Raw genomic sequence first — 15,292 nt, 5'->3', positions numbered from 1 at the left:
AAATCTGCAAAAATTAATCCAATTTTAGTCTTTAAATGTAATTTGTTAAATTTGGTTGAAAGATTTTAAACTAAAGTCTACAAGCACAAGGTTAATTGATTGATGTCTTTAATAAATGATGAAACCTCAAATGCTTGATGATGTATTTTTACTTTTTTTCTCTTTCCAAAAAATACTTTGCATTAAGATTTAAACATGAATCCATGGTTACTCCTATTTTGAAACTTTGTTTTTTAAGTTTTGGAAAAAACAAAGAGTCATTTACCAAATTTATTTTAATGGCTTCCAATTTATTTTGCACCTCAGGTGAGGAATAATCAATAGCAAATTCAGGTTTAATTTTGAATACAGCGCATTTTTCTATTTTACCGTTATAATCATATTCATTTACTTCAAATAAAAGATTCAGACGGTTGTCTTGAAGAAGACTATCCAACAGTATTTTACTGTGATCTCCAGAGTAGTATTGATCCCAAATAATTATGGTGTTAAGGGGGAATCTTCTGTTCAATTCAAGAATGGATAAGGTTCGTTCGTATTTATTTCCATGCGGATCTATATTGAGTAACACACTGAGGTAGGGTGCATCATAGAGCAATAAATTTGAAGAGTAAAGAGCTTCAGATTGCATTAACTTGTTCGTAGCTTTGACCAGGACTTCCTGGGATGTTTTAATATTAAAATCATCTTTTTTGAGTGCATATTTTCCATAGCATAGCGTATAAAAATGTATGCCAATCAAACTACTTACAAATATTATGTTAATCCCTCTGCCAGTTTTATTTCTAGAAATAAATTCAATTGGTATCCATGCAAGGATAGAGATCATTGGCATCACTGCAAACATGACTCTTGTCAATCCATAGGAGTTAAATCTTCCAGCAGCCCAGGCATAAGAATGAAAAAAGTAAAACCCCATTACGGATCCGACAATTAGGATGAAGAAAATTTTCACATTGGAATCTGAAGATTTTCGATATAATGCCAGAGGGAGAAAGGTTATTAAAATTAGACCTCCAAGAAACATAGCAGTTAAAATTGGACCTAACATTTCAGGGGTGTTAAGAATAAAATGGAAAGGGTTGCCTATTCCATAGAATGCACCATTCACAGGGTATGGTATGTTGTGAATTGTCCAAAAAAAATCTCCATTATGGTACTTCATCCCTAGTAATCCCATCACGAAATGCCCAAAGGATAAAAGTGGCATTAATAACCATTTGTGAATGGATAGCAAAAATATTGCTGCTAAGATTAGAATTATCAATCCCTCTGATCGCACAAAGGGTAAAAATGAAATAAGTATGGTGGAAGTATAGTATCTGTCTGAAAGGAATCCAAGGACAGCCCAGGTTAAAATATTTGCACATAATGGTTCCGTAAGCCCTGAGGGAATGACTTTGATGCTGATTAAACAGAAGCCAAGAAAAAGGGAAGGCAGCCAGTTGAATTTCAGATCCAGTTTTTTCCCTATAAGATAAAGTGCAATTTGGCAGGATAGGAGATTTAATAAATTGAAACACTGTATTCCTTTAAATCCTAATAGGGCAAAAGGAAATGCTAAAAGTGTAAAAAACGGTTTTCCCCAATGATCGTAAAATAGATCTGGATGAACACAAGCATATTTGGCAATTAAAAAATGGGTAAGGCTATCCCCATCATCGCCAGTTCCATCAAACAAAAATATTCTGAGAGAGTAAACCAACAAAGTTGACCCAAGAACAAAAAGTATGGTGCAGTGTGCTCTGATTATATTTATCAGGGGTCTCATGTTTCATAATCAATGCAGATTCAAAACATAAATATAAGTGAATTACGGTTACCTAGGATATGGAAATTGTAAAATTAATTAAGAATATTCTCTCCAAAAAGAATGCCTTTTTTAGCATCGTAACTTGCCACGCCAGAATGTAAATAAAGTTCTTTTTTATAAGGATATTCTCTCGCATCAACAATATAAACTTTACATCCTAAGGCTTTTGCGAGTTCTTTATTGGTGTTTCGCCAGCAATTAGCTAGTTCCTCTGTAGTTTCATCGTAGGATTTTTTCCACTTTCCTGTAAACATTACCTCCAAATATATTATACCGTTCTTAAAATTGACCAAACGGCTGCAAAGACCATAATTTACCCTATAAACTACATCTGCGCTAAGGAGATGTTTTCTATTGATTTCTTGAATGTTGATGCCCATAAACTCATTAGCACATAAAGTATGCCAATGTGTTTAATTAACTAAAATATTTTCGAATATTAGACTTATGTTAAAAATAAGTATTATATGAAATAGCCATAGAATATAATGTAAAAGATTAATGTTGTTATTGAAAATTCTGACAATTTATAAATTTGTAATATAAATTAAAATATTTGTCATATTACAAAATAATGTAATATGAGTTAATTTTTGTTCTTTTATTGAGGATGATTAGTTATTCAAAATGAGGATAAAGTCTGAATTTATACGCTAAACAACATAACTGAATTTATCTTGAAATTCCTTTTGTGATTGCAAGGTTTAGGAAATTTCAGCTATTATGTCAACGAATTATTTATTGAAGAATAATAATCCTTCTGTTGGATTGAAATTCGTTCTTAAATATCTTAATCAAATACATGCCCGCAGAAATTTCATCTGGTTTAAGATGGATGTAATCTTCCAATCCTGAAATATGTTTTTTGAGCAAAATCTTTCCATGGAAGTCTATTAATAAAATCATACCGTTCTTTAACTTTTCATCAACCACAACCCTGAAGGCTCCAAGATTAGGATTTGGAATGATTTGTATTTCTTCTATAAGATTACTCTGATTATAAAGTGGATCACACATATGGCTGAAACGTTTAACGCATTCATTGCTGTCTTTCACCACCAAGCTTATGAGACGTTCACTAGTTTGAATAGTATCCGCCTGTTGTCCAGTGCTCCATAAATAAAAATATTTTGAAAACGGGTTTTCAGGCACAAAATAGACCTTACAAGAGTCAGTTAAAGAACTTGACTCTGAAACTACTTTGCCTTTTATTTCAGGATACAATGCTACTTCCTTTTCGACTATTGAAGTGCAACCGTGGTCATCACTAATAGTTAATGTATACTTTCCAGGTTGAAAAATTTTAGTAAAACTAGTTTTATCTCCAGTGCTCCAGTTATAAGATGTAAAATTTCCTGAGGTCAGAACAATGCTGTCAGCAAAACAAAATGAGTCAGGACCAAATATCTCTGCCCTTGGTTTTGGCCAAACTTTTATATAAAATAAACTTCTAATCGTAAAATAATTTTGGCAGTTCATATATAATTCTATTGGATAAAAACCATCGTTTTCAAAATCCAAAACAACTTCATGGGCTTTAGGAATTTTCATGCTTTGCCATGTACTGGTTATGTCCCTAGACTCAAAAAAGTAGCCAGCTTTTACTAAATTTGAATCATTAAGAATGAGGGATTGTCCTTTACAGACATAAAAAGTATCTACTCCAATCCATGTGGAATTATATATGATTGGACTATTTTTTGAAATGGTCAATACTTTATTTGTTCGGTTGAGATTGTAGTCATTGTTATTGGGTATTTTAACGATTTCCTTACTCATAAGAAATCCTAATGAGTCATATCTAACTACTAGGTAATATGCCTGATTAGATATCGCGTTTGGAAAGTAAACTCCAACAGAGAAATTAGTATCTACCAATACACTGTCACTGCGCAGCAATGCAGCGCGTCTGTCTACTATTTTTGTAGAATCAGATGCATCGCGTAATTCAACCAATACCCACCTGATAATATCAGGAGGAATAATTGATATTTTTTCTAACCCCTGATAATTTATAGGATGTAAGTTGAAAGGTTGTTTTTTTTGAACTTGACCTCTTGTGCCAAGGTAACATTCAGGGTCTACTGGTGTTTCAATTTTTGCAACCACAGGATCTGCAATGCAACGACCGGATAAATTTGCATCCATCCAAGCTAGGCGATTACGTATCCAAGTTTTTAAACGTCTGATTTCGTCTGGATAAGAAGAAGCAATGTATGCATTAAATCCCCCAGGATTTGTTCCTAGAATTTTCCACTTTGAAAAATGTCTTTTTTGAGCAGCATCTAAAGTGTCAAATGCATATCTGTCCAAATACCTAAAAAGATAGTTTGTGTCCAATATAGTCTTTCTTAGTTCGAGATATCTGCATTTTACATTATTTAAATAATTACTGTCCCCCAATAACCTTCTCCATAATATTGGTGTAGGTAAAGTTGCGGGCATGCAGCCATCATACATCCATCCGTTTGTTTGGCCTCCAGAACAAAAGCTTGCATTTCCAAAAGCAAAATTATAATCCCAAACGGGTCCGGCTTTTAACATGCCTTGACTGCCATCCAACTCTTGTTTTTCCTTATAGAAATAGCTGCTGGTCTTATATGCATCAATGTTTCGTGAGAATTCTGTGATCAAAAAATAATCAATGAATGAATTCACACTTAAGTATTTCTTATAACCATTTTTTGGGTCTAAAAATCCGGGAGATGCGATCAGCTGTTCTACAGTGTCGATGAAGTTGCGAATGTAGGTCTGTTGAGCAGGTTTGATATCCTTAGCGTCAGGATAATGATATAACCAGGTTACATCCTGATTGTTAGTGGATTTAACTTTGGAAACAAAACTAAGATCTGTTGTACTATTCTTCTTGTCAATTTTCATTATGTATCCTCCGGTCAGTTCATTTCCGCTAAGATCCTCAGGATTAAGTTTAGCAACATCTACTCTATAAGGATCACGTTTAATCGATTCCGTAAGAATATAAATGCCTACATATTCATTATTTAATATCAATTCACAAAACTTTGTTCTTGGTCCCCAATGTCCCATTTCATTCCAAAGGTGGTATGTAAGCACGTTGCGCATCATACTTATATCGTTATAAGGCGCATACAGAGCCCAGTCTTCTTCTTTGGGCATGTCAATCAGTGAAGTGTCCAAATCATTACCTGATATACTATCCCGTAATTCAATGCCATATTGCTTCTGAGGATATGACTGCGAACTATTTCCTCTGATTTCAATGGCAATGAAATTATTGTAATTAAATTTTTTATCCTTCAAATAATTCATCTTACCCTGGCCATTATAAATGATTTTCATGTGTGCAAGAATCTTTGGTTCATTGGCAATGGTTTTGCCGCGGGTGTCGATGATGCAGATTGGAAGATCAGAAGAGTCCAGTTTAATGGACTGTGCAGAAATACTCAAACAAAGGAAATTGAGGAGGAGAAGTGTTTTTGGATTCATTGCCTAATTTTACTAATAATTAAGAACAAATCTAAATTAATTCCATCATTTCCGCTTCAACATATATGAGCATCTAGTTTCAAATTCAAAATACTAAATAAAATAAAACAAAATAGTAGGGGGAAAATATTAATACTTTTAAATTCAAGTATCTAAACTATTTCTATAAGAAACAAAAATTTAAATCTATAAATTGGGGGGGGGGGTATATATTTATTCTTTTGGGAGTCAATAATTCAAAATAGTGTGAAACAATTTTAAGTGTTAAAAAGTAAATTAAAATTAAAATAATTGTTCCTAAAAATGTAGTCCCGACAGGAATCGAACCTGTATCAAAAGTTTAGGAAACTTCTATTCTATCCATTGAACTACGGGACCTTCAAGCTCTGGTGGAGCAAAAGAAGTGCAAATTTCTAAAAAATTTGGAATGTGTGCCCACGATTCTTGACTTAGAGCACAATAATTTGTCTAAATAATTGACTGTTAAAGCTTTGTGATTTTAGTTTTAAAACTAAAGTGATAGGTTCGATTAAGCAAAGTCAATATATAAATTCCAGTAGGGAGGGTTGATAGGTCAATCCTAGCAGTTTGAGAAGAGGTAGGGACAGCCTTTTGATAATAACTAACCCGACCATCCATGTTTCGTAGATTTATTTCCAAATCGTCAAAAGGCAAATCACTCCAATTCAGAGTAAGCAGCTCAGCAGCTGGATTGTTAAAGCTGAAAGCATGCTTTATATCCAATGCATTTGTGCCATTTATATGGAGACATGGCGCTGAAGTAGTACAGTAAGTTCTGCGGGCTAAACTGCAATCCAAAACAAAAGGATTGGCCTTTTTATCCTGAAACTGGGCAATCTGAAAGGTCCGTGCCCATTCCAAAGAATCAACTGGATCCTTAAGGTGCCAGTCACAAAGATCTTTTTTCATAACTTCAAAAAAAGAACGGTCAGATTGTAAATCATACATAGTGATAAAGTAGAAAATAGCCCTCGCCACATTTCCTTTATGGTCTTCTCTTGGTTCAAATTTATCACGGTAGCCTTCACTGTATTCATCAATATCTTTATTAGGCTTACTGCTCATGGAAGTAGATTTATAAAACCAGTTTTGAGTCAGTCTGTCGTCAACCTCCCCAAAGGGGTAATTCGATCTTGATTCATTTACTGCTGCACGGGCAGGAAATAAGTGATGCATATCAGAACGGGCATTCCCTGTTTCTGCACCCTTGCTCTGCGGAAATGTATGTTCGCAATTTATACCATTGTTGCTGCCCCCTTTTGCGAGATATCCAATTGGATCAAAATCATTAGGATCCAAATACAAGGCATGACGTGAATATACACAGTACACTGTATCTTTGATGTTGTAGATTCTTTGGTACATCTGGATCCTAGCGTTTGTATAGTCAAGAACCTGGTTTGGTTTATAAGATTCCAAAAGTTTGCCTAGTAGCACAAATCCAGAATCTACTGGAAATACTGGTTGGTTATTCCATTGGCCTGTACAGACCGAAATACTGAAAAGAAACCACCACCCAATGCCAAAAAATTGATACATCCCTGCAAAATTAAAGAATAAGGATGGATCTTTACTCAATTATTTCTCTGCATGAATCTAGAATCTTTTATTCAATATTGTGAATCCAAACCTTTTGTAACAACGGATTTTCCTTTTGGCCCCGATACTTTAGTGGTAAGAGTGCATCATAAGATTTTTGCCATAACAGGATTGGACTCTCCGGAATTCAAAGTCAACCTTAAATGTGATCCAGAGTATGCATTGGAACTGAGGATTAATCATGAAGAGATTCAAGCAGGTTATCATATGAATAAAAAACATTGGAATACCGTTTCATTTGAAGGCAGACTTTCAGATAGATTGTTGAAGTCACTGATCGATCATTCTTATGAACAGGTTTATAAAAGTCTTCCAAAAATCATCCGTGCAAAGCAATAATTTTAGTTCAGGAACCTTTGATGTCTGCTTAGTTGGGGCAGGGCTTGCCGGATGTATTCTAGCGGATCAATTATCTCTTAAAGGTTATTCTGTCCTGGTATTCGATCAGGTTTCTAAGGGAGAGGCGAGCAAGGTTAGTTCTGGATTAATTAACCCTGTTACTGGACTGCGTTTTGTCAAGACCTGGAAATTTGAAGAATTGTTGGAAACTGCTTTGCTATATTATAGAGACCTCGAGTTAAGGCTTGTAAATGAATTTATAAACAAAACGGAAATTCTAGTATTTCTAAAAGAAATTGAAGCTGAAAATAATTGGTTGGCAAGAGCTGGCGATCCACTTTATTCTTCATTTATCGGCCTTGAACCGTTTGAGAAACAACTCGGAGACCAGTTACATTTACCTCTAAGTTTGGGGAGAATCAGACATGTGCACAAAGTTGATATACCAAATGTTGTCAGAAGCCTTAAAAAGGACTTGCGGGCACGTTGTAATTGGATTGAAGCCCCTTTTATCTATTCTTTATTGGAAACTTTCAGGGATTTATGGAAGTATGAGGATCGATTTATTTTTAAAAAAGTGGTCTTTTGTGAAGGGTATAAGCTTTCTGAGAACCCCTTTTTCAACTGGTTGCCTGTACATAATTTAAAAGGGGAATTTTTAAAAGTTAAACTTTCTTCAAGAATGCCTAAAGAAATATTGCATTCAGATTATACTGTTATTCCTTTGGACAAGCAGGATTATTGGGTAGGGTCTAATTATGAATTAAAAAATACCACAGAAAAGACAACCAATGAAGAGCGTTTAAAACAGGAGGAATTTATTAGGAGGACAGTTAAATCACCATTTGATGTTTCAGAGCATGGATTTGGTATAAGAGCTGCGAGCAGGGACCGTAGACCCGTGGTAGGAGAACATCCTGAACATCAAAACTTGTTTTTAATCAATGGTCTTGGGACTAAGGGAGTAACACTTGCACCTTATTGTGCTGTTCAATTGTTGTCCTTGTGGGCTCAAGGGGTCAAACTACCACCGGAAATAGACATTAAACGTTTTGTTAAAAAAGGATTTTATCGAATGAATGAAACATTCGATCGTTCTAAATAAAAATTAATTCATGAAAATTTTTCTTACAATTTCAGTATTGGCTTCTTTTCTTCTTTCTGTTGTTTTTCCTAAAAGTAATCCTACGATGAACAATCAAAACTTTCCTGAGTATACCGCTGAATGGGTTATTGTAGATCACTTGATGTCACAAGGTCTTATAGAAGATGCTATGGTTGAAATTGAAAAGATTTATGTCCTGGCTAGACAAGATCAAAATCATCCTCAACTGTATAAATGTTTGCTAAAGATGGAGACACTTGCAATTCAGAAGGATGAGCAAGGACAACAGGGGGTGATCCGAAGACTTGAAGAAAAATCAAAGTCACTTACTGAACCTTCGTTATCTCTGTTATATTCAGTCCTTGGTGAATTGTATTTCAATTTATCTCAACATTCACATTATGGAAGATCGCAAAAAACCGATGTGCCTGGTTTAGAGCAAGACACTTCCAATTTGGATAGCTGGTCCAACATGAGCTTAATAACCAAGTCTAATTATTACTATCTAGCTTCTATAAAAGCGGAGGAATTAAAAACTTCCGGAACAGAGGATTATAAAAGCATTCTGGATTTGAAAAATGACAGGATTTACAGACCTTTTTTATTCGATATCCTTGCTCAACGTGCGATCACACACTTCGCAAATGCTCAAACAGGATTGGTTTCATTCAATCAAGAGATTAAACCTGCTGATCAGTTTGCCCCTTTAGAAAAATTTATTCAATTAGAGTTAGAACCATCTTCCATTTGGGCTTTATATCAAAAAGTAATTGGATTTCATCGTCAGAATAAACAGGAAGAGGCAATGATAGATGCAAATCTTGCAAGATTGAAATACGCATATCAATTAAACAGCGATTCCGAAGAATTTCAAGATATGTATCTCAATGCACTTGAACAATATGCATCTTCATTAAAAAGTAAATCACAAAAAGCGCTTGTGTCCTTGGAGTTGCTGGGATTTTATTATACAAATGCCGCAATCCAAGTAACCCAATCAGTAAGCCCAAAATCAAAATATCTATTAAAGGTGGATTCAATAGCCAATAGCCTAAGCATGCTAAATGATACTACCATTAAAGAAAGAATATCAAATTATATTGCTCTCATCAGAGCAAAGGATTTTAACATTAATCTTGAAGAGGTTAATCTACCTGGAAAGCCTTGCCGTATGTTGATTCAACACAGAAATTTAAATGAATTATATTTCAGGATTTATAAATTTTTACCAAATGATATAGATATTGATCCTGGTGTGGAACAAGAAAATTTAGTCACTTATTTTTTAAAACAAAATCCATATCGACAATGGAAGGATCAATGGCCCGAAAGTTTTGATTTTAATTATCATCAGGTTGAACTCAAAGTGGATGGACTAGACCCGGGTGTTTATGCAATTCTTAGTTCTCCAAGTAGTGAGTTTAAGAATCAATCTCAAATTAAGTTTGGCTATTTTCAATCCTCCGGTATCTCTGCCGTCATACTTAACGGTTTGGGAAATGGACAACAGATTTTGGTGGTGGACAGGCAGAGCGGTCAACCTATAAAAGGAGCTAAAGTAATCACCTATTCACCCACAAATAGGTACAATCGTAATCAACCGGAATTTAAAATCCAGGATCGGTTGCTTACAGACATAGATGGAAAAATTATTGTTAAAGCCAGGAACGGGTATAGGTTTAAAATTGAATACAAAAAAGACGTGCTGTATTCGAATCAATGGTTATATAGCTACGATCCTGAGCCAGCCAGAGAAACAAAAATGGTTCATTTTTTTACGGATAGAAAGATTTATCGACCTGGACAAACTGTGTATTTTAAAATCTTGAATTTATTGTTGGATAAAAACGGTTTGCCTAAAATTTTGACTAATCAAAAATCAACGGTTATTCTTTACAATGCTAACCATCAAAATATTGGAGAATATAAATTATCCAGTAATGCTTATGGTACTGCGCATGGAAGTTTTATTCTGCCACAAAACGGTTTGAACGGAGATTATTCATTAGGTATTGAAGGATTGGGTCAATATTCCTTTAAAGTGGAGGAATATAAACGCCCATCTTTTGAAGTTAAATTATATGATCCTTTAGATGGTGTTAGTCTGAATGATTCTGTAAGAATCAAAGGTTCCGTCAATAGTTATAGTGGAGTTCCTCTCTCAGGTTGTTTTGTGCGTTATAAAGTTATGCGTAGTTCTTTCATGCCGTATTACCCATCTTGGTATTTTAAGCAAATCTATCCATCACAAGATGTGCAGATTGATTATGGAAAGACTCTTACAGATGATAAGGGAAATTTTGAATTTGTTTTTTTTAGTAAGTCTTCTCCCGGAAATAAAGAACAATCTCTTATAGATCAGTTTAAATACGAAGTGGAAGCAGTTAGTTTAACGGGCGAGACTCAAACATCACAAAGTGATATTCAACTTTCTCAACAAAAGATTTTTTTATCTTCTAATTTGAAATCATTTATATTAAAAGATTCGGTGCAACAGATTCGCATTTTTTCAAAGAATATTAAAGAGCTCCCGCTTAATGCTGAAATACAATGTAAAATCTTTGAAATTGAGGTACCTAAAGTACTGTTAAGAAAAAGATCCTGGGAAAAACCTGATCTTTATAAATACTCACTTAAGGAATATAAAAAGTATTTTCCAAATGACGTTTATGACCAAGAAGATGAATTGTCCTCTTGGCCTGTTCACAAACTTTTGTATGAAATTACTATTTCAAAGACCAGTGAATCTAATCTTGCATTGGCCAAAATACCTAATTCAACAAGAGCCATTAAATTGGTTGTGCAAGCTAAAGATAGTTTAGGAAATGTACAGAATTATATAGATTATGCCATTCTCATCAATGTATCGGAAAGTACTATTTATCCAAAACCAGATTTAATAACAGTTAAGGATCAGGTTCTTCCTGGGCAACAGCTTGATTTTTTGGTGCTTGCAGCTGCCAAGAATAGTTGGTTTTTTAATACCTACGAATCTCGTAGCGGTATACAAAGTAAATGGGTAAACACCAATTCCTTATATAAATTCGGCGCTAAGCCTGTGATTTCTGATTGTGGTACAATATATTTTACTTCTTTCTGTGTAATACAGAACAATATTTATGAATTTCATAAACAAGTAACTGTGCCCTGGAAATCTAAAGATTTAGAAATACGGACTAACAGTTTTCGCAGCAAAATTCTTCCGGGTTCAAAGGAAGAATGGGAGGTGGAAATATTGAATAATGAGGGTAAATCGCAAACAGTAGAAATGTTAGCTTCCATGTATGATGGTTCACTCGATGCACTTATTCCTTTTAGTTGGAAAACAGATTTTTGGCCAAATTATCATTCAAGAATTGGTATGAATTCGGTTGGATTTAACATTGTTTCATTGAATTATCTTTCTTATCGCGAATGGATGGGAGCGGAAGGTTATTTTCCGATTAAAGAATATACCAGTCTTCGAACCTTTGATATTACTAATGCATATAATCCTTTGGTGGTAATGGCAGCGCCAATGCAGTCCAGAGATGGTGGTGAGGAAATGGATCAATCCAGATCTTATGGCAAATCTGGAAAAGTTTATAAAAAATTGGCTGAGTCTGAAAATGAACTTGAAACATCCTCTAAAATTGAAAAACCAAGAGATTTCCAATTAAGAAAAAATCTTAACGAAACGGTTTTCTTCTTTCCACAGTTGATTTCTAATTCAGAAGGTAGAGTAAGGTTCTCCTTTACCATGAATGAAGCTCTTACTCGTTGGAAAATGCAGTTAATAGCCCATACTAAAGACCTGGAGTATGGCTTTAAAACGTATGAAATTGTTACACAAAAGCCAGTTCAGATCAAACCATTTTATCCAAGATACTTCAGGCAAGGAGATACAATGGAAATTTCTGCATTGGTGTCCAATCTTTCCGAAGAAAATCAAAAAACGGAAGTGTCCTTAAAAATTTTAGACATTTCTACAAAACAAGACTTAAGCAATATATTTATATCAAGGGATGCTCTTCAGACAATACAAATTGAGGCTGGAAAAAGTAAATCTTTTTTCTGGAAAATAATTGTTCCAAAAGATGAGACTAGAATTTTGCTGCTTCAATTTGTAGCCGGCACATTAAATCATACAGATGGCGAAGAAATGGCCATTCCGGTCATTACCAATAGAAAGTTGATTACTGAAACTTTGCCACTTCCTATAAAAGGAAATGAGAAAAAGTCTTTTCAGTTTGAAGCTTTCACAAAAGCTTTTAGTGCTACATCTGTTCCGGTTAATTACACGATTGAGTTTAGTTCACATCCGATATGGTATGCCATTCAATCCCTCCCATATATTATGGAATTTCCTCATGAATGCAGTGAACAATTGATGAGTCGTATTTTTGCCAATTCACTTGGTAAGCATATCTTAAGCAAATATCCTAAGGTCAAGGAAGTATTGACTCAAATTAAAATGCAAGGGAGTAATAAATCTCCTTTGTTGCAGAATGAAGACTTGAAATCTGCCTTACTTGAAGAAACTCCATGGGTATTGGAAGCAAAAAATGAGCAAGACCAATTGAACAGAATTAGTTTGCTCATGGATTTAAATACCTTAAGTCAGAATATTGATTTATCTATAAAAAAACTACAATCCAGACAATCATCAAGTGGAAGTTTTTCTTGGTTTCCTGAAGGTTATCCAGACAGATATATGACCCAACATATTATTAGCCAAATAGCCCATTTGAAAAGATTAGGTGTTTTGGAGTCATCTGACAAAGAACTGCTGGATATTGTTAAAAAAGCCCAAAAATTTCTAAATGAAGAAATTCTTAAAGATTATGATCAATTGGCCATGCAAGTTAAAAAGGGATATGCTAAATGGGAAGATAATAATCTCTCTCATATCCAATTGCATTACTACTATTGCAAATCTTATTTTCCCGATTGGCCATCTGATGATCAACTGCAAGTCGTTCATAATTATTACAAGTTACAGATGGAAAACCACTGGAAATCAAGAAGTATTTATGACCAGGGCTTGGCAGCATTGGTTCTACATAAGTCAGGAAATAAGAATACCTCTAATTTAATTGTTCAGTCATTGAAACAACGTTCTGTTGCTCACCCAGAATTGGGCACATACTGGAAAAACAATTGGAGCTACTATTGGTATGAACAACCTGTAGAAACACAATCACTCATGATTGAAGTTTTTGCGGAAATCCAAAAGGACAAGGACTTAGTAGATCAAATGAAAGTTTGGCTTCTAAAAAATAAACAAACACAAAACTGGGGTACCACAAAGTCAACTACAGAAGCGATCTTTTCCTTGGTTGCTTTTGGAAATTCATGGGTTGAATCAAATAAAGTTGTAGAGATTGAAATTGCAGGAAAACCACTTGTTATAGAACAAACAGCAACAGGAACCCAATATTTTAAGAAATCCATTCCTGGTGAAGGTATCTCTAAGGAAATGAGTAAGGTCAAGGTTAGTAACCCTAATTCAAATATTGCCTGGGGTGCATTGTATTACCAACACCTGGAGGATATGGATAAAACTGGAGCGTCTGTTAAAGGTGTTCTGGAACTGAATAAGCAATTGTTTTTAAAACATAATAATGGTAAAAAAGAAGAGCTTATTCCTGTCACTAAAGATCATCCAGTAAGAATTGGGGACATAGTTGTGGCAAGAATTATTCTAAAATCGGATCGACCAATGGATTACGTTCATCTAAAAATTATGCGGGCTTCCGGTTTGGAACCCGTGGATCAGCTATCAAAATATGTTTGGAATAATGGAGTCTCATTTTATCGCTCTCCCCGGGATTTAGTCACAGATTGTTTTTTTAGTACGCTGCCAAAAGGCACTCATGTAATTGAATATGAAATGAGAGCAGCACACAAAGGTAAATTTTCAAATGGAATAACTACTCTACAATGTATGTATGCACCGGAATATTCAGCCCATAGTAAAGGAATTCGAATAAGTATCGAATAATTCATTAGATTCATCGAAATTCCTGTTTTAAGAATTTGAGGTAATTTAACTTTGAAATAAAAAAATGAACGAAAAAAGTAAGACAAACCAAGCGGATGATGTCATCAGGAATCATACTATCTGGTCAATGGGGGCTGGGATGATTTGGGTGCCAATCGTAGATTTTTTGGCAGTATCTGCCATTCAGTTGGACATGATAAGACAGTTGAGCAAGATTTATGGCCAGGATTTTAAAGATTCTCAAGGGAAAGCAATCATTTCAGCTCTAACTAGTTCAGGGGCATCAAGGCTAGCGGCTAGGGCGGTTAAGTTTATTCCCGGGGTAGGAACGATCCTTGGCGGAGTAACCATGTCGGTGATGAGTGGGGCATCCACCTATGCTTTAGGTGAATTATTTAAGAAACATTTTGAGACGGGTGGAACAATTCTTGATTTTGATCCTAAGGCATTTAAAACAAGATATGAGGAATTGTTTGAAAAGGGAAAAGAGTTTGCGCAACAAGCCCAAAGTCAGCGTGGAAAGCAGGAAAACAAACAAGAATCACCCGCTACTTCCAATCCACCAAGTGACGTAAAGACGACAAGGTCAGCAATTGATCAATTAAAGGATATTGCCGAACTTAAAGAGAAGGGTTTATTGAGTGAAGATGAATATGAGTCATTTAAAAGGAGGATTTTGGAGGATTAATAAATTAATCTAGGGAAAATTATATTTTAATAATTAGATTCAATTTATTTTAGTTTTTTTTGATTCCATATCTTTGCTAAGCCTGTGTGTTTTTTGTCTAAATGAAAAGATTCCTAGCAATAAATTGTTTGAAATGATTCCAAAAACAGCTTTCGGTTAGAGTCCTGGTTTCCTTTAAATACCAAATTAAAAATCTTTAATTGGGTTCTGTCATCCTTAGTTTTACTAGAATATCGATATTTTCTTAGAATAATCGTCACAATTCTTCATTTAGTT

At 34.6% G+C, this 15,292-nt stretch carries 8 protein-coding genes and 1 tRNA gene; 4 read left to right on the top strand and 5 right to left on the bottom strand.

The window, feature by feature from the left end; translation table 11 throughout:
* Positions 1 to 148: 148 nt before the first annotated feature.
* The 5 genes from IPJ83_12260 to IPJ83_12240 form a co-directional block, all read right to left on the bottom strand.
* Positions 149 to 1,771 (bottom strand): hypothetical protein, encoded by a 1,623-nt coding sequence (locus tag IPJ83_12260; protein ID MBK7881319.1) that lies wholly within the window; start codon positions 1,769 to 1,771, stop codon positions 149 to 151.
* 74 nt (positions 1,772 to 1,845) lie between these two features.
* Complete coding sequence (locus IPJ83_12255; protein ID MBK7881318.1) at positions 1,846 to 2,193, bottom strand: hypothetical protein; 348 nt, start codon at positions 2,191 to 2,193, stop codon at positions 1,846 to 1,848.
* Between the two features lie 358 nt (positions 2,194 to 2,551).
* On the bottom strand, positions 2,552 to 5,281 hold the full coding sequence (locus tag IPJ83_12250) for a CotH kinase family protein (protein ID MBK7881317.1): 2,730 nt from the start codon (positions 5,279 to 5,281) through the stop codon (positions 2,552 to 2,554).
* Between the two features lie 306 nt (positions 5,282 to 5,587).
* Positions 5,588 to 5,659 (bottom strand) — tRNA-Arg (locus tag IPJ83_12245).
* Between the two features lie 105 nt (positions 5,660 to 5,764).
* Positions 5,765 to 6,841 (bottom strand): endonuclease, encoded by a 1,077-nt coding sequence (locus IPJ83_12240; protein MBK7881316.1) that lies wholly within the window; start codon positions 6,839 to 6,841, stop codon positions 5,765 to 5,767.
* 51 nt (positions 6,842 to 6,892) lie between these two features.
* Here IPJ83_12240 and IPJ83_12235 point away from each other — a divergent pair, with 51 nt between their 5' ends.
* The 4 genes from IPJ83_12235 (at position 6,893) to IPJ83_12220 (ending at position 15,016) form a co-directional block, all read left to right on the top strand.
* Positions 6,893 to 7,240: an MmcQ/YjbR family DNA-binding protein gene (locus IPJ83_12235; GenBank protein ID MBK7881315.1), complete on the top strand. Its 348-nt coding sequence runs from the start codon at positions 6,893 to 6,895 to the stop codon at positions 7,238 to 7,240.
* Positions 7,227 to 8,345, top strand: a complete 1,119-nt coding sequence (locus IPJ83_12230) for an FAD-binding oxidoreductase (GenBank protein ID MBK7881314.1) — start codon at positions 7,227 to 7,229, stop codon at positions 8,343 to 8,345. The genes IPJ83_12235 and IPJ83_12230 overlap by 14 nt, the downstream gene beginning before the upstream one ends.
* Positions 8,346 to 8,355: 10 nt before the next feature.
* Positions 8,356 to 14,328, top strand: a complete 5,973-nt coding sequence (locus IPJ83_12225) for a hypothetical protein (protein ID MBK7881313.1) — start codon at positions 8,356 to 8,358, stop codon at positions 14,326 to 14,328.
* 64 nt (positions 14,329 to 14,392) lie between these two features.
* Positions 14,393 to 15,016, top strand: coding sequence for a DUF697 domain-containing protein (locus tag IPJ83_12220; GenBank protein MBK7881312.1), 624 nt, complete (start codon positions 14,393 to 14,395; stop codon positions 15,014 to 15,016).
* The last annotated feature ends 276 nt before the right edge of the window (positions 15,017 to 15,292 follow it).

This window comes from Candidatus Vicinibacter proximus (assembly GCA_016713905.1).
Classification (GTDB): domain Bacteria; phylum Bacteroidota; class Bacteroidia; order Chitinophagales; family Saprospiraceae; genus Vicinibacter; species Vicinibacter proximus.
The sequence above is the reverse complement of the archived record's forward strand: the minus strand, read 5'-3'. Positions and strand labels throughout refer to the sequence as shown.